Source organism: Streptomyces camelliae (genome assembly GCF_027625935.1).
Lineage (GTDB): Bacteria > Actinomycetota > Actinomycetes > Streptomycetales > Streptomycetaceae > Streptomyces > Streptomyces camelliae.
On sequence record NZ_CP115300.1, the window covers coordinates 3,190,181 to 3,208,325 of the forward strand.

Here is an 18,145-nt window from a genome sequence, read left to right on the forward strand (position 1 = left end):
ACATCTCATGACGACTCACCCGGTCTCACCGAACACCGTCCTCGCCAACGCCCTCCACCATGCTGAGGACGTCCTGACCCCGCGCATCCTGGCAACGCCGCCCGAGCGGATCGTGCTGGTCGTCGGCACCCAGATCAACGGCGCCCCGCACATCGGCACCTCACTCGTGCAGTCCCTGGCCTTCGCCATGGCCGCCCGCCTGCGTGACCGCTTCGGCTTACCCACCGAGGTCCTCTTCAGCGCCCTCGACAACGCCCCCTACGAACTGGCCATCGACCCCGCGACCGGCCACCGCTACCAGCGCGCCTACGCCCAGACCCTCGGGGAACAGGCTCTCGGCGACCTCGTCTCAGCCCTCTACCGCCCCCTGTTCACCGCGCTGTCGCGACGCCTGGGCATCCCCTTCCGGGTCGAGACCTACACCCAGCAGCAGGCCGGCGAGCACTACCGCCGCACCTGGCTGCGACTCCTGCCTCGCCTCGACGCGGCCCGCTGGTGGCTCGCCCCCTCCACCGGCACCCCGCACCTCCGCATCCCCTGCCCGCACCCCGGCTGCGGCTGGGCCGAGAAACACGCCGAACGCACCCGCGTCCACCTCACCGACCGCGAGGCCGCGCAAGTGGCCGCCGTCTGTCTCCACCACGGCCACTACCTCGCCACCGTCACCCCGACCGGAGGCGCCTACCTGGACCTGGCCACCCTGTACCGCAACATGGTCAAAGAACTCGCCCTGTCCAGCCCCCAAGGCACCCTGCACGTCATGGTCAAGGGCGGTGACTGGGTCTTCGGCTCCCACCTGGTCGACGAGGCCCTCCAAGCCGTTGGCCTCACCCGCGGACAGCTCCCGGCCCGTCCGTTCTGCCCCCAGGTCGTCACCGACACCGGCGCCAAGCTGTCCAAGTCGCTGATCCGCGAGGGCCGCGCTCCCCTGCCCTCCGGCGCCGCCGACTGGATGCTCGACACCCGGCTGTGGCCTGGCACCATCGTCGAGTACGCCAAGCAACTGCTCGCCATGACCGATACCTTGCTGTCCGACCCCCGCCACTTCTTCCGCTCGTACTCGGCTGCCGAGATCGACCGCATGATCACCGCACCAGCCACCAGGAGCGTTCCCGCCCCATGACCGACACCACCGCCCGCGTCCACGAGCTCAACCTCTACCGCCAGTACTTCGACCTCGTCGCCGCGGGTACCAAGACCATCGAGGTGCGGGTCAAATACCCGCACCTCGCCGACATCGCCGTCGGCGACACCATCCGCTTCCGGATCAAGGGCACCGACGAGATCTGCGAGGTCAAGGTCAAGCGGGTCACCGAATACCCCGATTTCGAGGCACTACTCGATGGGGAGGGGCCTTCCCACGTGAACCCGACTGCCAGCCGGGAGCAGCAGCTCGCCAACATCCGCGCCATCTACCTGCCTGAGAAGGAAGCCCTCGGCACCCTCGCGATCGAGATCGAACTCTTCGTTGCCGTACCCCAGAGCAAGGACTGAGCCAGGACTTTCCGCCAGGTCATCTGACGATTGACCCTGCGCCCGCGAACTACACCACCCACCAGAGTCGTGGAACCCGACGCCCCAACCAGGTACTCGGGATCCGGAGTCTCTCAGCCTCAACCAACAGCCATAGACAGCCAGGCAGTTGAACTGGCAATCTGCCACGAGAGGTCCAGGCTGGGCTGTAGCATCCAGGCGTGATCGACGCCACATCAGCACCATTCCGCGAGTACGACACCGGCTTGAGCGAGCAGCCCCTGCGGCAGGGCGATGTACTGGAATTCCTCCAGAAGGAGGAATTCCCGGTTGGCTGGCGCGACACCATTGCCATCGTCGTGACCGCGAACTGCGACTTGTCCTTCGGGAAACACTGGGGAACAGTCACCTACGTGCCGGCAATCCCGTTCGACATCTATGTCCAGCAATTCATCATCCCAAAGATTATCGCTACGGAATGCGCAAAATCAGAAAAGATACTGTACGGCCTATTCACCCAAGAAGTGGCAACCGAGTCCACGGAACGCGCATTGGAAATGCTGCAACTTGGATACCCACTGGAGGAAATTGCGGTGTTACTGCCCCCGGACGGCAAGGGGCGCCCCAAATTCGAAGCTGAACTCCAGGCCCTTGGGTTTTATTGGGCCACCCAGGTCACCCTGAAGCAATGCACGGACGCCGAGCAATACTGGCGCCACATTGAGGAACTCAGCACCAATCTCGACAGACTGCGCAGGCCTAAGACGAGCAGCAAGGAAACACTTCGCAAGGAGATAAGAAGCAGACTCAAAAGCTTTCCCGGCGATACCCTCTACTTGTCCGAACCCGCCCCTGGGTACGGAGGCGGGTACGTCGTGATGTTGCGCCTAATCCGCAGCATCGAGGACTCCTCGGTAGCCCTGCGGCCGTCCGACGAGTACCACTCCCCGGGGCAACATCGAGCTCGGCGAATCGCCCGCCTCAAGATCCTTTACTGTCACCGTGTTGTCCAGCAAATGGCCCAGGTCTTCACGGATATCGGCCTGCCGGCCGACTACGAAGAAGCACGGGACTCACACCTTGAGGACTACGTTGAAAGTTGGGGCAAGTAATGTTGATCGTCTTTACGCGCAGCAGCCTTCCTGAATACATCGAGCACGGCCGTGTTGATGGGTTTCAGCGGAATCCCGAACCAGGGCTGCTGAGCGACAACCTGTTCCTATCGGAGACGAGGGGCTGCCGATTCTTCGTGCACCGCGAGGACGACCAAGACAGTCGACTGATCCTGGTGAACGATTGGTGCTGGGACCTAATCACCGAGAATTCCACAGAGATGGCCACCCGCTTCCTGGAGCGCATCGACCGGGCATCCCGCGCCATGGCCCAACCGCCCGTCTCCCTTCCGCACCAGTGGAGCAAGTTCTCATACGAGAACTTCCTGGCCTTCTTCGCACTGCCCCGCAACCTCAACCAGGAGTCGTTGCGGTGGGTCGCCGAGGCCCTCCAAGGAGGACACGCGGCCTTCTGGTGGCTCACCGACCGGAACGATCCGAGGCCCCTCCAGAGCTTTGCCATCGACCACGCGCCTGTCAGCAATGCGCTGTTCGGCTACCACCAGGCACTAGAGGAAGCCGTCCAGGCGTTCAGTGGCGCTAAGGCAAAGCCCCAGCTGCTGCAGCCCTCCATTGACCTGATGCGGGTAGGTGCCGGATCCGTTGCCCGGGAACGCTCGTACTCGGAGTGGCTTCCGCAGCTCACGGAGGCCCAGCGGGACATCCTCGACAATGCCTTGGCCGACCCGTTGAAGATCCGGGGTGTCGCTGGCTCCGGCAAGACCCTCACCCTTCAGCTGAAGGCGCTGCACGAGCTCTACAAGACGTCTGGGGCGGAGAGCAGCACACAGAGCCCGCCATCTGGCGGTGGAGCTCTGCCGCGCATCCTGTTCCTCACGCACAGTTGGTCCATGGCAGAGCAAGTCGAGGAGGCATTTAGGCGCCTCGACGAGCGTGGGCTCTCCTCCAAGATCGATGTCATGCCGCTCCTCTACCTGAAAGAGTGGCTCCAAGGCCCCCTGTCCTCAGAGGTCGAGGTCCTCGGCGAGGACAGTTTGGACGGCAAGCAGCAGCAGATGCGCCTCATCAGCGAGGCTATCGAGCACATCAAGTCCAGTACCTGGACGAGCTACAAGGCGAATGTCAGTGACTGGGTGCGGCAGGGTGTCGAAACAGACCGGGACGAGGCCGATCGACTCCGCCTTTGCTGGGCTTTGCTGCGTGAATTCGCTGAAGTCTTCGACTCGCGTGAGATCAAGACACTACCCAACGCGCTGCAGAAATACATTGATCTCCCTCGCGAGTCGTGGATGGTGCCACTCGAAACAAAAACAGATCGAGAACTCTCCTTCCGTGTGTACAAGTACTACGTCCGACAGCTGGTGGAGGAGGGCTTGGTCACCACCGACCAGGTGGTGGACGACTTGAGGAGGGACCTCGAAAAATATGAGTGGAACGCCGTCCGGGCTGGCCGCGGCTACGACATTGTCTTCGTCGATGAATTCCATCTCTTCAGCGACCCCGAGCGCTACTTGCTGCATTTACTCACTCGCGAAGCGGAGAAGCCGCCGCGACTGGTCATGGCGATGGACCCGAGCCAGTCCGTTTTTCTGTTGCTCACCGGCCTTGCCGAGACCGAAATCAGCCGTACTACCAGCGGCATGATCCAGCGCGGACAGACAAAGTCGATCGACTTGAAAACGACACACCGATTCACGGAGCCCATCTTCAAGTTCCTGCGCTATCTGCACACACAGATGCCGAACGTGGTAGAGCTCGGACACGACTGGGTGTACGACGCGATCCCCGACTCCGGTAAGACAGGCCGGGAGCTGCCTCGGGCGCGATTCGTCAGCCGTCACCAGTTGGCCGAGACCGGCGTGGCAGAAGCTTTCGCTCTGCACGCTGCGAGCGCCCAGGAACAACGGGTGGCCCTCATCGGCATAGGCAACAGCGAGCTAGAGGCAATCAGGGAGGTCCTCAAGGAGAAGGGACATTCCACGGCCTCGTACGTCCTGATCGACGGACGAGACGAGATCGAACAGCTGCGCTACTCGCGGCGTGCCCTGATCGTGACCGCAGCCGAGTACGCCGCCGGACTCCAGTTCTCGCATGTCGTGGTGGTCGGGGGCACGAGCGGGAACCACGAGTACGGTCACGGCACCAGCGCAATGCGGGCGCTGTACTCCCAGTTCTACCTGGCTGCCAGCCGTGCCGAGGAGCATCTGACCGTCGTCGCCCCACAGGAGCAGGGAGGCTTCGGCGAAGTATTGGGCAAGGCTGTCGATGCTGATGTGGCTGTCGCCGGTTCCGCCATCACGCCCAAGCTCCGATCGCAGTAGACAACTCGGGGGCAGACCAGAGCATGGGTGCCTCGTTGTGGAGTCCGAACCCAGCAAGAGTGGTTAGCTTGGCCAAGGGGGCTTTCGCAGTCCGCACACAGTCCGCAAGACACCAACTCAAGACCGTCGCCCCCCATCGCCAAAGGGCCAGGTCAGCGACCCGCAGGGAAGATCCCCGCAGATCACCGACCTGGCCCATTACTAGGAGACCAAGAAGGCCTGAGGCCTTCCCTCCTCCTGAATCTTGAGACAAGGGGCCCGGTCGGTTCGCCGTCCGGGCCCCACTTGTGCGCGCGAAGTTCACCGGGACTGCTCAGTGGAACTGCGGCACGATCAGATAGATCCCGTACGCCACCACCGCCGCGCAGGCGAGGAAGCACAGGCCGGCCTGGAGGCGGCCGGTTGCGCCGGCGTCGGTCCGGGGGTCTTCGGCGCGGGACAGCCCGAGGACGCCGAAGGTGAAGACGACGACCACGGCGACGGTGACGCCGAGGCTGACCGCGGCGACGCGGCCGAGGGCGGACCAGTCCACGTGCATGGAGGGCTCCTGGGGGGTCAGGCGGCAGTGCCGACGTTCGTCGGGGCCGGGGTGCGGAGGGTGACCTCGTGGTGGTCGTTGACGTTGTCGGCGCGCACCGGGTTGCGGCGGGACGCGGCGACGATGACGGCGGCGAGGGCCAGGGCGACGAGGGCGATCACGGCCGTACCGACGTTGCCGCCGTGCTTGACCACGCTCGCCGCGAGGCCGCCCACCAGCGCCGCCGCGGGCAGCGTGATCAGCCAGGCCAGCACCATCCGGCCGGCCACGCCCCAGCGGACCTCGGCGAGCCGGCGACCCAGGCCCGCGCCGAGGATGCTGCCGGAGGCGACCTGCGTGGTGGACAGCGCGAAGCCGAGGTGGGCGGAGGTGAGGATCACCGCAGTGGAGGCGGTTTCGGCGGCGAAGCCCTGCGGGGACTGGATCTCGGCCAGGCCCTTGCCCATGGTGCGGATGATCCGCCAGCCGCCCAGGTACGTGCCGAGTCCGATCGCGACGCCGGCCGCGCCGATCACCCAGACCGGCGGTCCGGCGTCATGGTGGAGCGCGCCCGCCGAGATCAGGGTCAGCGTGATCACGCCCATGGTCTTCTGCGCGTCATTGGTGCCGTGCGCGAGGGAGACCAGGGAGGCGGAGGCGATCTGACCGAGGCGGAAGCCCTTCGTCACCGAGTCCTGGCGGGCGTGGGCGGAGAGCCGGTAGGCGAGGTAGGTGGCGACCAGCGCGGCCACCCCGGCCACGACCGGGGAGGCCACCGCGGGGATGAGCACCTTCTCGACAACCTTGTCGAAGTGCACGCCGTGGGAGCCCGCGCCGACCCAGACCGCGCCGATCAGACCGCCGAAGAGGGCGTGGGAGGAGCTGGAGGGCAGTCCGGCGAGCCAGGTCACCAGGTTCCACAGGATCGCCCCGACCAGCCCGGCGAAGATCATCGCCGGGCTGACCAGCGTGTCGTCCACGATCCCGCCGGAGATCGTCTTCGCGACCTCGGTGGACAGAAAGGCCCCGCCGATGTTGAGGACCCCGCTGACCAGGACCGCTGTACGCGGTCTGAGAGCACCGGTGGCGATGGAGGTGGCCATCGCATTCGCGGTGTCGTGGAACCCGTTCGTGAAGTCGAACGCCAGAGCCGTGACGATGACGACCGCCACGAGGAACGTGATGTGATCCATCCCGGAAGCCTGACAAGGACAGGTCAATGCGCGGAGAACTGAGGGCGAACGGCGTGTCGAGGATGGGGGACTCTGTTGTGTGATCCTGTGTGGAAACGTTGCATCCCCTGGTGTCAGTGCCCTGTGCCAAGCTGTGGACGTGACCCTGGAGGACCTCAGAAGGCTGCGCCGGGTGCGCGACCGCATGGACCGTGAGTACGCCGAACCGCTCGACATGACCGAGCTGGCCCGGGGCGCCCATATGTCCCCCGGCCACTTCCAGCGCAGCTTCCGCAAGGCCTTCGGCGAGACGCCGTACAGCTATCTGATGACCCGCAGGATCGAGCGGGCCAAGGCCCTGCTGCGCCGGGGCGATCTCACGGTCACGGAGGTGTGCATGACGGTCGGCTGTACCTCCCTCGGCTCGTTCAGCGCCCGCTTCACGGAGCTGGTCGGCGAGACGCCGAGCTCCTATCGGGCCCGCTCGCACGAGGAGAGCGCGGCGATCCCGCCCTGCGTGGCGCGCGCGTACATGCGCCCGAGACGGGCGTAGCGCCGGTATCGACCCTAGGTTGGACCCATGGACCTGAAACTGCAGACCTGTTTCATCGCCGTCGACGACCACGACAAGGCGATCGCCTTCTACTGCGACGTCCTGGGCCTGGAGATCCGCAACGACGTCAAGTACGAGGGGATGCGGTGGGTGACCGTCGGGTCGCCGCTGCAGCCGGACGTGTCGATCGTCCTGGAGCCACCCGCCGCGAACCCCGACCTCTCCCCCGCCGACCGGGAGGCGATGGAGCAGCTGCTGGCCAAGGGCGTGCTGCGCGGGGTCAACTTCACCACCGAGGACTGCGACGCCCTCTTCGCCCGCGTCGTGGAATCCGGCGCCGAGGTGATCCAGGAACCGACGGACATGCCGTACGGGGTACGCGACTGCGCCTTCCGGGACCCGGCGGGCAACCAGCTGCGCTTCCTCCAGCGGCCCGCGCAGTGAACGCCACGGCCGAATTCCGCGAGCCCGCCGCGGAGTTCGTACCTACACTCCCCGCATGATCATTCGCTGGACGTACGCCTTCGTCGACCGGCCCGCCGAGCGGCTGCCCGAGGCCCGCGCCTTCTGGAAGGCCGTCACCGGCACCCGGCCGTCCGAACCCCGGGGTGAGCGGGGCGAGTTCATGACCCTGCTGCCCGGCGAGGCCACCGGGGCCGACGCGTGCGTGAAGCTCCAGGGGGTCACCGAGGGGGACGGCGGCGCCCATCTCGACCTGTGCGTGGAGGACCTGCGGGAGTCGCTCGCGACCGCCCGTGACGCCGGCGCGGAGCTGGTCGCGGACCACGACGGCTGGGCCGTACTGCGCTCCCCCGCCGGGCAGTTGTTCTGTCTGGTGCCCTGGCACGGCGAGACGGTACGGCCACCCGTGGTGGCGGGCAGCCGGCTCGACCAGGTGTGCCTGGACATCCCGCCGTCGGCGTACGCCGCCGAGTCGGACTTCTGGGCCACGCTGACCGGCTGGGAGCGGCTGACGGGGTCCCGGCCGGAGTTCGAGGTGCTCCGGCCGCCGGCCGGACTTCCGGTACGGATCCTGCTCCAGCGCCTCGACAGCGAGCGCCCCGCCGCCGCCCACCTCGACCTCGCCTGCGCGGACATCCCCACGGTCCGCGCCCGGCACGAGGAACTGGGGGCGGTCCTGGTGTCCCACGGTCCGCACTGGTCGGTGATGCGCGACCCGGCCGGCGGCGTCTACTGCCTGACCGGCCGCGACCCGGAGACGGCCGGTCTGCCGACGGCCGCCCGGCGCGGCTAGGGCCTCTCTTTCGGATCAGGCCGGTTTCAGGCGACGGCGCCTCCCGGCCGACCCGCGACTCCGGCAAGATCCGAAAGAGAGGACCTAGGTCATCCCCAGCGCTCCACCTCCACCACCGCCTCGACCGGCAGCGGCCCGTACACGTGCGGGAACTCCTCCCCGCCCGGCTCCACCGCCTCGTACTTCACCGGCACGCCGACCAGGGCCGGGTCCACGACCAGGACGACCAGCTCGTCCGGGCCGTCGTAGCCGCCGTAGAGGAGGTCGGCGATGCGCGGGAGCTGTGCGCGGGTGGAGAAGTGGATGAAGCCCTCCTCCTGGAGGGTGCGGCCGCGGGTCGACAGCTCGTAGGTGCCGCGCTCGCGGGCCGCGTCCCACAGGGAGCGTTCGGTGATGTGGAAGATCCGGGGCAGTTTCGGCATGCGCCCACGGTACGGCGTACACAGCGGCGGGCCCCGCACACTGTGGGGATGTGCGGGGCCCGCCTGGCCGGAGTCCCGGTGACCGTGCGGGGTCAGGAGCCGCGCGGGTCCGGGACTCCGGGGTCTTCTCCTGCCGGCCGGAGCCGACAGCGCCCCGAAAGTGCGGCGGACTGCTCAGCTACTGCGCCGGGTCACGAATTCGGCGAGTGCCAGCAGGCCGCCCGCCGCCTCGGGGTCGGGGACCGCGCGGGCCAGCTCCTGCATGGCGTGGGCCATCCGGTCGGCCGCCTCGGCCTGCGCCCAGTCCCGGCCGCCGGCCCGGTCCACGGCCAGGGCCGTGCGTGCGATGCCGTCGGCGTCCCCGGCGATGTACGGCTTGGCGTACAGCTCGGCCAGCTCGGCCGCCGCCTCGGTGCCGGACGCCAGCGCCGCCGCCACCGGCAGCGACTTCTTGCGGGCCGCGAGATCGGCGCCGGCCGGCTTCCCGGTGCGCCGCGAGTCACCCCATATGCCGATGACGTCGTCGATCAGCTGGAAGGCGAGCCCGGCCTGCCGGCCGAAGCCGTCCAGCGCGGCCACCTCCTGCGGCCCCGCGCCCGCGTACAGCGCGCCGAGGGCGCAGGCGCAGCCCAGCAGCGCGCCGGTCTTGGCCTCGGCCATCGCGAGCACCTCGTCGAGGGTGACCTCGTCCGGGGCGCGGTGCTCCAGGTCCGTGTCGGTGTGCTCCCCGGCGCACAGCTCCACCACGCAGGTGGCGAGCCGGGCCACGGCCGGGCCGCCGGCCGGATGCGGGTCCTCGGCGAGCAGCCGCAGGGCCAGCGCCAGCAGGGCGTCCCCGGCGAGGATCGCGTCGGTGGCGCCGAACACCGTCCAGGCGGTGGGCCGGTGCTGGCGGGAGGTGTCCCGGTCCATCACGTCGTCGTGCAACAGCGTGAAGTTGTGGACCAGTTCGACCGCCACCGCCGCGGGGACGGCCGCCGTACGGGCCGCCGGTCCGCCGAGGGCGGCGGCCGCGGCCAGGACGAGCGCGGGCCTGATGGCCTTGCCGCCGTTGCCCGCCGCCGGGCTGCCGTCGGCATGCTGCCAGCCGAAGTGGTAGAGCGCGATCCGGCGCATGGAGTCGGGCAACGACTCGACGGCCGCGCGCAGTCCGGGGCCAGCCAGGGCCTTCGTACGCTCCAGCAGGGCCGCCGCCTCCTGCCCCTCCGCGCCCTCACCCGGACCGAAGGCACTGTCCGCGCCCTCACCCGGACCGAAGACACTGTCCGCCGTCCCGCCCGGACCGAGGGTGTTGTCCGCCCTCTCGCCCCGCTCGCCCTGCCTCCCCTGCCGGTGCCGCGGGCCCACCGCCGTGCCGGGGTGCGGCACGGCGGTGGAACGCTGTTCGGTCTCCGTCATGAACTCGGCCATGTCTCCCCCTCGCCAGGTCCGCGGACGCCGGCGTCGCCGGCCGGGCCGGACACGTGTGGGGAGGGTCTACCCGCCCTGCTGGGCGGGAACACGGCCGCGAAGTGCGGAAACGTCACCTCCACCGGCCGATCTCGACGTTCTCCAGCACGCCGAGCGCGTCCGGCACCAGCACGGCGGCCGAGTAGTAGGCCGTCACGAGGTACTTGATGATGGCCTGTTCGTTGATGCCCATGAACCGCACGGACAGGCTCGGCTCGATCTCGTCCGGGATGCCCGACTGGCGCAGGCCGATGACGCCCTGGTCCTGCTCGCCGGTACGCATCGCGATGATCGACGTGGTGCGCTCCGGGGTGACCGGGATCTTGCTGCACGGGTAGATCGGCACACCGCGCCAGGTCGGGATGCGGTTGCCGTCGATCTCGACGCTCTCCGGGACCAGGCCCCGCTTGTTCAGCTCGCGGCCGAACGCGGCGATCGCGCGCGGGTGGGCGAGGAACAGCTTGGTGCTGCGGCGGCGGCTGAGCAGCTCGTCCATGTCGTCCGGGCTGGGCACGCCGTCGTGCGGCTGGATCCGCTGGTCGTACTCGCAGTTGCTCAGCAGACCGAACTCGGGGTTGTTGATCAGCTCGTGCTCCTGACGCTCCTTGAGCGCCTCGACCGTGAGCCGCAGCTGCTGCTCGGTCTGGTTCATCGGCTGGTTGTACAGGTCGGCCACGCGCGTGTGGATGCGCAGCACGGTCTGGGCGATGCTCAGCTCGTATTCGCGGGGGCGGGGTTCGTAGTCGACGAAGGTGTGCGGGATGTCGGGCTCGCCGGTGTGACCGGCCGCCAGCTCGACCTCCTTCTCGCCGTACTTGTTGGTCCGCTGCTCGGGGAGCGCACGCAGCTGCTCAAGGTGGGCGCGCAGGGTGTCGGCGCGCTCGGCGATCTGCGCGAAGTCCTGGCGGCTGAGGATCAGCACCGTGGTCGCGGTGGCCGCGCGGACGGTGAACTCCCAGATGGCGTCCGGGTCCAGCAGCGCCGCGTCGCCGAAGTAGGCGCCGTCGGCGAGGACTCCGAGGACGGCGTCGTCGCCGTAGGGGCCGGTGCCGACCTTCTCGACCCTGCCGTGCGCCAGCAGGTACACCTCGTTGGTCTGGTTGCCGAAGTCAGCGATGACCTCACCGGGGGCGAAGTCGCGCTGGCGGCAGCGCCGGGCCAGCTCCGTAAGCACCTCCTCGTCCTCGTACCCGCGCAGGGCCGGCAGTTCGCCCAGCTCGGCCGGGATGACCTCGACCTGGTCACCCGTCTTCACGAAGGTGATACGGCCGTCGCCGACGGTGTACGCCAGGCGCCTGTTGACGCGGTACGTGCCGCCGTGCACGTCCACCCACGGGAGCTTGCGCAGCAGCCAGCGGGAGCTGATCTCCTGCATCTGCGGAACGGACTTGGTGGTGGTGGCCAGGTTCCGCGCTGCCGCCGTCCCGAGGGACTGCTGCGGCTTGCCCTGATCCGTGCGGACCTCTTCGCCTACCGACATAAAGCAATGTCCTCCCATGTGTGCCCGGTGCCGAATCACACGCGCACCGGTTCTCGCAAGCGAGCCTTCCATCACGCAACGCGCCGTCGCCATTACCCGAAAGAGCGGGAATGGATCAACGGACCCTGGGCATATGGAGGGCCCCTGTACAGCGCCGATGGCCCGCTCGGCCCCGCATTTTGTCCGGATCGGCTCGCACAGCGTGCGAACGATGTGTCCGGGAGGTCCGTTTTTCGATAGAGGTTCGCTGCAAGGTGACGCGACCGTGAAGGAGGCGGCATGGCCCCACCCATGTCCGCGAGCAGGTTTCTGGACGTTCTGCGGGCCGAGGGCGTCACGGTCGTCGAGGTCGGCGACTGGCGGCGCCACAACCGCAACCACAAGGGCCCGTGGGGACCGGTGCACGGCGTGATGATCCACCACACGGTGCCCCGGGGCAGCGTGGCCACGGTGCAGCTCTGCCGGGACGGCTACCGGGCGCTGCCGGGCCCGCTGCGCCACGGCGTGATCACCAAGGACGGCAGGGTCCACCTGGTGGGCCACGGCCGCGCCAACCACGCCGGGCTCGGTGACGACGACGTACTGCGCGCGGTGATCGCCGAGAAGGGGCTGCCGCCGGACAACGAGGCGAACACCGACGGCAACCGGCACTTCTACGGCTTCGAGTGCGAGAACCTGGGCGACGGCGCGGATCCCTGGCCGGCGGCCCAACTGGAGGCGATCACGCGCGCGGCGACGGCGGTGTGCCGGCAGCACGGCTGGTCGGAGCGCTCGGTCATCGGCCACCTGGAGTGGCAGCCGGGGAAGGTGGACCCGCGGGGCTTCACCATGACGTGGCTGCGGGAGCGGGTCCGTGGGCGGCTGGAGGAGTAGCGAATCCGGCACGGCTGAGGGGACAGCGGATCCGGGGCGGCCGAAGGGACAGCGACCCGGGACGGCTGGAGGAGTGGCGGATCCGGGGCGGCCGAAGCGGAAGCGGTCGGGGCGGCCGAAGGGAAGCGGCCCGGGACAGCCGAAGGAGCCGAGGCCCAGGACGGCTGGAGGAGTGCGGACCGGGTACGACCGAAGGGGCAGCGGATCCGGTACGACCGAAGGGGCAGCGGGCCGGTACGGCTGAGGGGGCAGCGGATCTGGTACGGCTCAGGGACAACGGGTCCGGGGCGGCTGAAGGGGTGGCGCCGGGCGACAATGAAGCGTGCCCAGCCCCGACGCCCTCCGCCCCCGCCTCCCGTCCCCTGTCCAGGACGTACGGGACGAGCGGTTCGCGCGGCACGGGCTGCGGCTGCTGCTCAAGCGGGACGATCTCATCCATCCGGAGCTGATCGGCAACAAGTGGCGCAAGCTGGCGCCGAACCTCGCGGCGGCGCAGGGCCGGCCGCTGGTCACCTTCGGCGGGGCCTGGTCCAACCATCTGCGGGCGACCGCCGCCGCGGGCCGCCTGCTGGGCCTGGCGACCACCGGTGTGGTCCGCGGCGAGGAGCTGGCCGGCCGGCCGCTCAACCCGTCCCTGGCCCGGTGCGCGGCCGACGGCATGCGGCTGCACTTCGTCGACAGATCGACGTACCGGCACAAGAGCGAGCCGGAGACCCTGGCCGCGATCCTGCGCGCGGCCGGCGCCGAGGAGGCGTACGTCGTGCCCGAGGGCGGCAGCAACAGCGCGGCCGTGCACGGCTGCCGGACCCTGGGCGAGGAGCTGCGCGGCCACGCCGACGTCGTGGCCGTCGCCTGCGGCACCGGCGGCACCCTCGCGGGGCTGGCCGCGGGACTCGGCCCCGGGCAGCGCGCGCTCGGGGTACCGGTCCTCAAAGGCGGCTTCCTGGCGAGTGAGGTACAGACCCTGCAGGAACGTGCCTTCGGCGCCCGCACCGGCGACTGGTCCCTCGACGACCGCTTCCATTTCGGCGGGTACGCGCGCGTGACACCCGAACTGCACGCCTTCGCCGAGGACTTCGAGGACCGCCACGGGCTGCCCGTCGAGCGTCTCTATGTCGCCAAGTTGCTCTACGGACTCGTCGCCCGCGCCGAAGAGGGCGCCTACGCGCGCGGGACGACGATCGCCGCCGTGATCACCGGCCGGCCGTTCCCGCAGGGTCAGGGTGCCCCGCAGGGTCAGGTCGCCTCCCGGTAGGCCGCCGCCTCCTCCAGGTCCAGGCGCCTGAGCAGGGCGCGCAGCATCTCGTCGTCGATGTAGCGGTGGTCGCGGAGCTTGACGAAGACCTCGCGTTCGGCGCTGATCATCTCGCGGGACAACCGCCGGTAGGTGTCGTCGACCGACTCGCCGGTGACGGGGTTGGTCTGGCCGAGGCGCTCCCAGACGGCGTTGCGGCGGCGTTCCAGGACGGTGCGCAGCCGGTCGGCGAGCGGCGGCGGCAGGGCGTTGCGCTCGTCGGAGAGGAGCTCGTCCAGGCGGCGTTCGGCGGCGCGGGAGGCCTGCGCCTGGGCGTTGGCCTCGGCGAGCGTCTCGGCCTGCCGGTCACGGCCGGGAAAGCGCATCAGGCGGATCAGCGGCGCGAGCGTGAAGCCCTGCACGACCAGGGTGCCGATGACCGTGGTGAAGGTCAGGAAGAGGATCAGGTTCCGCTGCGGGAAGGGGGCGCCGCCGTGCACCGTGAGCGGGATCGAGAACGCGATGGCCAGGGACACCACACCCCGCATGGCGGCCCACGACGTCACGACCGGCGCCCGCCAGGTGGGGTTCTCCTCCCGCTCGCGGATGCGGGCGGACAGCAGGCGCGGCAGGAAGGCGGCCGGGTAGATCCACGCGAACCGGGCCGCGACGACGACGACGAAGACCGCGATCGCGTACCAGGCCGCGTCGGCCCCGTGGTAGGCGCCGAGTCCCTTGAGGACGGTCGGCAGTTGCAGCCCGATCAGCGCGAAGACCGCCGACTCCAGCACGAAGGCGACCATCCGCCACACCGCGTCCTCCTGGAGCCGGGTGGCGAAGTCGACCTCCCACGCGTGGTGCCCGAGATAGACCGCGACCACCACGACGGCGAGCACCCCGGAGCCGTGCAGCTGCTCGGCCACGCCGTAGGCGACGAACGGGATCAGCAGGGAGAGGGTGTTCTGCAGCAGGGCTTCCCTCAGGTGGGTGCGCAGCCAGTGGATCGGCACCATGAGCACCAGTCCGACGAGCACCCCGCCGACCGCGGCCCGCAGGAACTCCCAGATCCCGCCCGCCCAGGTGGCGCCCGCGCCGACGGCCGCGGCGAGGGCCACCTTGTAGGCGGTGATCGCGGTGGCGTCGTTGAGCAGGGACTCGCCCTGGAGGATGGTGGTGATCCGGGACGGCAGCCCGACCCGGCGCGCGATCGCCGCGGCCGCGACCGCGTCCGTCGGCGCGACGACCGCGCCGAGCACCAGCGCGGCGGGCAGCGGCAGCCCCGGTACGACGAGGTAGGCGGCCCAGCCGACGACGAAGGTCGCGAAGAGCACGTAGCCGACCGACAGCATCCCCACGGGCCGCATCTGGGCCCGCAGATCGAGGTACGAGCTCTCGGTGCCCTCCTTGTACAGCAGCGGGGGCAGCACCAGCGGCAGGACGACCGCCGGGTCGAGCGTGTAGTGCGGGATCCCGGGGACGTAGCTGACGGCCAGGCCCACGGCGACCAGCAGCAGGGGCGCCGGCACCGGTGTGCGCCGGGCAACCCCCGCGATGCCCGCACTGCCCGCCACCAGCAACAGCAGCGGCATCACGTCCATGGTCCTCGCCCACCCTCGTTTTTCGCGCGGCCACCCGCACACCCGTCGTAATCTGGCAATCATGAAACAGTGCACGCACGCCGACGCGCTGCCGCACCCGGAACCGGAGCCGCTCGACAAGACCTGCCCGGAGTGTCTGCGGGACGGCACCCATCCGGTGCAGCTGCGGCTGTGCCTCACCTGCGGTCACGTCGGCTGCTGCGACTCCTCGCCGGGTCAGCATGCGACGGGACACCACAAGGAGTCCGGTCACCCGGTCATGCGGACCTTCGAGCCCGGCGAGGACTGGCGGTGGTGCTTCGTGGACCACATCCTCGTGTGAACAGCGACCCGCCCGAGCAGCTTCCCGTCAGGGCATGGTGTCGTGTGACACTGCATGTGGTGGCGGCCGTACGACGGTTCGAGCGTCGGACGCCTGGGTACGTCAACCCGGCGCGCGCTCTTCCCATTTGGGCCCGCAAACCCTCTAGACACGGAGCGTATCCACAGCTTTACTGTGAGTGACGCCAGGGGGTTGGGGTCCCGAGGACAGGACCGTTCGGAGCGCGATAGCGTCACCGCGGAACCACGTACGCGTTACCCCGGGGGGCGACCCTCGGCCCCGTAAAGCTTGTACCACCATGGAGGTGAGGGTGTCCCAGATCGCAGGCGAGCCCACGGCGAACCAGGACTTCGTGGAAGTCCGGCTGCCGGCCGCGGGTGCCTACCTGTCGGTGCTGCGGACGGCCACGGCCGGTCTCGCGGCCCGCTTGGACTTCACCCTGGACGAGATCGAGGACCTGCGCATCGCCGTGGACGAGGCCTGCGCGATCCTGCTCCAACAGGCCGTGCCCGGCTCCGTGCTCAGCTGTGTCTTCCGGCTCGTCGACGACTCGCTGGAGGTCACGGTCGCGGCGCCGACCACGGACGGTCACGCCCCGTCGCGGGACACCTTCGCCTGGACCGTGCTGTCGGCCCTCGCAGGCAAGGTCTCGTCCGCCGTCGACGAGGACAAGACCGTGTCGATCAGCCTCTACAAACAGCGCGGCGCGGGCCCCGGCCCGGCGTGAGGAACGGGGACGGTCCGGTGCGGGACGAAGAGCGCGGCACACGGGAGCTGCCGACCGGGGACGGGGGTGCCCCCTGGTCAGCCGAGACCCCTGGGGCGAGCCCCCGGGACGGTTCCCGGCGCATGGCGGACGGCATCGAGGGCATCCCCGAGCAGGCGAGACCGCACCCGGAGGACCACTCCGCGCGGGTCGGCGGTGACGGTTCCGCGCAGGGCGCGCCCACGGAGGCACCCCGCGCGGGGGCGAAGGCTCGGGGAAGGGCTACGGGCGGGACGATGAGCGAGCACGAGCGATACGCCGAGAACGACGCGCTGGGCGCGGAGGCCGTGCAGGCGGCACAGCACGGCCCCCAGGACCGCAGCGGGGCGCGGGCGATGTTCGTCGAGCTGCGCAAGCTGAACGACGGCAGCCCGGAGTACGCGGAGCTGCGCAATCAGCTGGTCCGTATGCATCTGCCGCTCGTGGAGCACCTGGCACGCCGCTTCCGCAACCGCGGCGAGCCGCTGGACGACCTCACCCAGGTCGCCACGATCGGCCTGATCAAGTCCGTCGACCGGTTCGACCCGGAGCGCGGCGTGGAGTTCTCCACGTACGCCACCCCGACCGTGGTCGGCGAGATCAAGCGGCACTTCCGCGACAAGGGCTGGGCGGTCCGTGTGCCGCGCCGGCTGCAGGAGCTGAGGCTGGCGCTGACCACGGCGACGGCCGAGCTGTCCCAGCTGCACGGCCGCTCCCCCACGGTGCACGAGCTGGCCGAGAAGCTCGCCATCTCCGAGGAGGAGGTCCTGGAGGGCCTGGAGTCCGCCAACGCGTACTCCACGCTGTCCCTGGACGTCCCCGACACCGACGACGAGTCCCCGGCGGTCGCCGACACCCTCGGCGCGGAGGACGAGGCGCTGGAGGGGGTGGAGTACCGGGAGTCGCTGAAGCCGCTGCTGGAGGATCTGCCGCCGCGCGAGAAGCGGATCCTGCTGCTGCGCTTCTTCGGGAACATGACCCAGTCGCAGATCGCGCAGGAGGTCGGCATCTCCCAGATGCACGTCTCCCGCCTGCTGGCCCGCACCCTGGCCCAGCTGCGGGAGAAGCTCCTCGTGGAGGAGTAAGGGGTACGGCTACTCGCTCCGGCCCGGTCCCTTGATGCCGAGGGCCCGGGTCGTGGCGGGATTGATCAGCAGCACCAGCGCCGCCACGGCGACAACCGCGAGGGCGATCCCGGCAGGGATGGCCATGCTGTCGGCCTGGAGCAGGCTGTAGGCCACCGGCAGGGCCATGAGCTGCGTGATCACCGCAGGGCCACGGCTCCAGCCGCGCCGCAGCAGCAGACCGCGCGCGGCGAGCAGCGGAAGCAGCGCGAGCACGGCCAGGGTGATCCCCAGGGACACGCCCTGCTGCCGGTCGGAGCTGTCACCGCTGAGGCTGAGGACGACCATCCACAGCCCGCCGGCCACCAGGGCGATGCCCTCCAGCGCGGCGAGCACGGCGGCATAGGTCAGCCGGCTCGGCCGCGGCCCGGCAACGACTTCGGCGGTGTCCGCGGCACCCTTGGCACTCTTCTGCTCACTGCTCACCCCAGCAGGGTAGCCGCCGGGGCCTGGGGACCACTGGGGGCGGGCTGCACCCATGTGCGGCTCCGCCGCGTGGGCGTGACGTGGTCAGGCTCACGCCCTCTCCTCTTA

19 protein-coding genes are annotated in these 18,145 nt (G+C 69.5%); 12 read left to right on the forward strand and 7 right to left on the reverse strand.

Features of this window, described 5'->3' with window-relative positions; genetic code table 11:
- Nucleotides 1-7: 7 nt before the first annotated feature.
- The 4 genes from O1G22_RS14335 to O1G22_RS14350 all read left to right on the forward strand — a co-directional run bounded on the left by O1G22_RS14335 (nt 8) and on the right by O1G22_RS14350 (nt 4,867).
- On the forward strand, nt 8-1,123 hold the full coding sequence (locus O1G22_RS14335) for a hypothetical protein (RefSeq protein ID WP_270081712.1): 1,116 nt from the start codon (nt 8-10) through the stop codon (nt 1,121-1,123).
- Entirely contained in the window at nt 1,120-1,494 is a 375-nt protein-coding gene (locus O1G22_RS14340; protein WP_270081713.1) for an ASCH domain-containing protein, read from the forward strand. Before O1G22_RS14335 ends, O1G22_RS14340 begins: the two co-directional genes overlap by 4 nt.
- Nucleotides 1,495-1,694: 200 nt before the next feature.
- Entirely contained in the window at nt 1,695-2,585 is an 891-nt protein-coding gene (locus O1G22_RS14345; protein ID WP_270081714.1) for a hypothetical protein, read from the forward strand.
- Nucleotides 2,585-4,867, forward strand: a complete 2,283-nt coding sequence (locus tag O1G22_RS14350) for a UvrD-helicase domain-containing protein (RefSeq protein WP_270081715.1) — start codon at nt 2,585-2,587, stop codon at nt 4,865-4,867. Before O1G22_RS14345 ends, O1G22_RS14350 begins: the two co-directional genes overlap by 1 nt.
- A gap of 313 nt (nt 4,868-5,180) precedes the next feature.
- On the opposite strand, the gene O1G22_RS14355 is transcribed toward O1G22_RS14350, so the two are convergent.
- Nucleotides 5,181-5,405 carry a hypothetical protein gene (locus tag O1G22_RS14355; protein WP_270081716.1) on the reverse strand — a complete coding sequence of 75 codons (225 nt, stop codon included), beginning with the start codon at nt 5,403-5,405 and terminating at the stop codon, nt 5,181-5,183.
- Between the two features lie 17 nt (nt 5,406-5,422).
- Nucleotides 5,423-6,577: an inorganic phosphate transporter gene (locus O1G22_RS14360; protein ID WP_270081717.1), complete on the reverse strand. Its 1,155-nt coding sequence runs from the start codon at nt 6,575-6,577 to the stop codon at nt 5,423-5,425.
- Between the two features lie 139 nt (nt 6,578-6,716).
- On the opposite strand from O1G22_RS14360, the gene O1G22_RS14365 reads away from it, so the two are divergent.
- From O1G22_RS14365 to O1G22_RS14375, 3 genes are read left to right on the forward strand one after another with little or no spacing between them, the layout of a single operon-like run.
- The gene (locus O1G22_RS14365; protein ID WP_270081718.1) at nt 6,717-7,109 is read left to right on the forward strand and encodes a helix-turn-helix transcriptional regulator; all 393 of its coding nucleotides are present in this window, start codon (nt 6,717-6,719) and stop codon (nt 7,107-7,109) included.
- A gap of 27 nt (nt 7,110-7,136) precedes the next feature.
- The gene (locus tag O1G22_RS14370; RefSeq protein ID WP_270081719.1) at nt 7,137-7,553 is read left to right on the forward strand and encodes a VOC family protein; all 417 of its coding nucleotides are present in this window, start codon (nt 7,137-7,139) and stop codon (nt 7,551-7,553) included.
- A gap of 55 nt (nt 7,554-7,608) precedes the next feature.
- Nucleotides 7,609-8,364: a VOC family protein gene (locus tag O1G22_RS14375; RefSeq protein WP_270081720.1), complete on the forward strand. Its 756-nt coding sequence runs from the start codon at nt 7,609-7,611 to the stop codon at nt 8,362-8,364.
- Nucleotides 8,365-8,453: 89 nt separating this feature from the next.
- Here the strand turns inward: O1G22_RS14375 and O1G22_RS14380 are convergent, their stop codons facing one another.
- From O1G22_RS14380 to O1G22_RS14390, 3 genes are all read right to left on the reverse strand, one after another.
- On the reverse strand, nt 8,454-8,786 hold the full coding sequence (locus O1G22_RS14380; RefSeq protein ID WP_270081721.1) for a DUF952 domain-containing protein: 333 nt from the start codon (nt 8,784-8,786) through the stop codon (nt 8,454-8,456).
- 174 nt (nt 8,787-8,960) lie between these two features.
- Complete coding sequence (locus O1G22_RS14385; protein ID WP_270081722.1) at nt 8,961-10,196, reverse strand: family 2 encapsulin nanocompartment cargo protein polyprenyl transferase; 1,236 nt, start codon at nt 10,194-10,196, stop codon at nt 8,961-8,963.
- Between the two features lie 112 nt (nt 10,197-10,308).
- Complete coding sequence (locus O1G22_RS14390; protein WP_270081723.1) at nt 10,309-11,715, reverse strand: family 2B encapsulin nanocompartment shell protein; 1,407 nt, start codon at nt 11,713-11,715, stop codon at nt 10,309-10,311.
- 279 nt (nt 11,716-11,994) lie between these two features.
- Here O1G22_RS14390 and O1G22_RS14395 point away from each other — a divergent pair, with 279 nt between their 5' ends.
- Together O1G22_RS14395 and O1G22_RS14400 are read left to right on the forward strand one after the other, a co-directional pair.
- Entirely contained in the window at nt 11,995-12,588 is a 594-nt protein-coding gene (locus O1G22_RS14395; RefSeq protein WP_270081724.1) for an N-acetylmuramoyl-L-alanine amidase, read from the forward strand.
- A gap of 322 nt (nt 12,589-12,910) precedes the next feature.
- Nucleotides 12,911-13,843: a 1-aminocyclopropane-1-carboxylate deaminase/D-cysteine desulfhydrase gene (locus tag O1G22_RS14400; protein ID WP_270081725.1), complete on the forward strand. Its 933-nt coding sequence runs from the start codon at nt 12,911-12,913 to the stop codon at nt 13,841-13,843.
- Here the strand turns inward: O1G22_RS14400 and O1G22_RS14405 are convergent.
- The gene (locus O1G22_RS14405; protein ID WP_270081726.1) at nt 13,825-15,420 is read right to left on the reverse strand and encodes a Na+/H+ antiporter; all 1,596 of its coding nucleotides are present in this window, start codon (nt 15,418-15,420) and stop codon (nt 13,825-13,827) included. The two genes, O1G22_RS14400 and O1G22_RS14405, sit on opposite strands and share 19 nt — an antisense overlap.
- Nucleotides 15,421-15,481: 61 nt before the next feature.
- Between O1G22_RS14405 and O1G22_RS14410 the strand changes: the two genes are divergently transcribed.
- The 3 genes from O1G22_RS14410 to O1G22_RS14420 all read left to right on the forward strand — a co-directional run bounded on the left by O1G22_RS14410 (nt 15,482) and on the right by O1G22_RS14420 (nt 17,572).
- Entirely contained in the window at nt 15,482-15,742 is a 261-nt protein-coding gene (locus tag O1G22_RS14410; RefSeq protein WP_225101920.1) for a UBP-type zinc finger domain-containing protein, read from the forward strand.
- Between the two features lie 310 nt (nt 15,743-16,052).
- Entirely contained in the window at nt 16,053-16,469 is a 417-nt protein-coding gene (locus O1G22_RS14415; protein WP_031163342.1) for an ATP-binding protein, read from the forward strand.
- A 17-nt stretch (nt 16,470-16,486) separates the two neighbouring features.
- Entirely contained in the window at nt 16,487-17,572 is a 1,086-nt protein-coding gene (locus O1G22_RS14420) for an RNA polymerase sigma factor SigF (protein ID WP_225101921.1), read from the forward strand.
- A 9-nt stretch (nt 17,573-17,581) separates the two neighbouring features.
- Here the strand turns inward: O1G22_RS14420 and O1G22_RS14425 are convergent, their stop codons facing one another.
- Nucleotides 17,582-18,037, reverse strand: a complete 456-nt coding sequence (locus O1G22_RS14425) for a hypothetical protein (RefSeq protein ID WP_270081727.1) — start codon at nt 18,035-18,037, stop codon at nt 17,582-17,584.
- Nucleotides 18,038-18,145 lie beyond the last annotated feature (108 nt).

Bases quoted from the DNA above. Each gene is read 5' to 3' on its own strand.
- O1G22_RS14335 (WP_270081712.1), top strand. From the start codon at position 8: ATGACGACTCACCCGGTCTCACCGAACACCGTCCTCGCCAACGCCCTC.
- O1G22_RS14340 (WP_270081713.1), top strand. From the start codon at position 1,120: ATGACCGACACCACCGCCCGCGTCCACGAGCTCAACCTCTACCGCCAG.
- O1G22_RS14350 (WP_270081715.1), top strand. From the start codon at position 2,585: ATGTTGATCGTCTTTACGCGCAGCAGCCTTCCTGAATACATCGAGCAC.
- O1G22_RS14355 (WP_270081716.1), bottom strand. From the start codon at position 5,405: ATGCACGTGGACTGGTCCGCCCTCGGCCGCGTCGCCGCGGTCAGCCTC.
- O1G22_RS14360 (WP_270081717.1), bottom strand. From the start codon at position 6,577: ATGGATCACATCACGTTCCTCGTGGCGGTCGTCATCGTCACGGCTCTG.
- O1G22_RS14370 (WP_270081719.1), top strand. From the start codon at position 7,137: ATGGACCTGAAACTGCAGACCTGTTTCATCGCCGTCGACGACCACGAC.
- O1G22_RS14375 (WP_270081720.1), top strand. From the start codon at position 7,609: ATGATCATTCGCTGGACGTACGCCTTCGTCGACCGGCCCGCCGAGCGG.
- O1G22_RS14380 (WP_270081721.1), bottom strand. From the start codon at position 8,786: ATGCCGAAACTGCCCCGGATCTTCCACATCACCGAACGCTCCCTGTGG.
- O1G22_RS14385 (WP_270081722.1), bottom strand. From the start codon at position 10,196: ATGGCCGAGTTCATGACGGAGACCGAACAGCGTTCCACCGCCGTGCCG.
- O1G22_RS14390 (WP_270081723.1), bottom strand. From the start codon at position 11,715: ATGTCGGTAGGCGAAGAGGTCCGCACGGATCAGGGCAAGCCGCAGCAG.
- O1G22_RS14395 (WP_270081724.1), top strand. From the start codon at position 11,995: ATGGCCCCACCCATGTCCGCGAGCAGGTTTCTGGACGTTCTGCGGGCC.
- O1G22_RS14405 (WP_270081726.1), bottom strand. From the start codon at position 15,420: ATGGACGTGATGCCGCTGCTGTTGCTGGTGGCGGGCAGTGCGGGCATC.
- O1G22_RS14410 (WP_225101920.1), top strand. From the start codon at position 15,482: ATGAAACAGTGCACGCACGCCGACGCGCTGCCGCACCCGGAACCGGAG.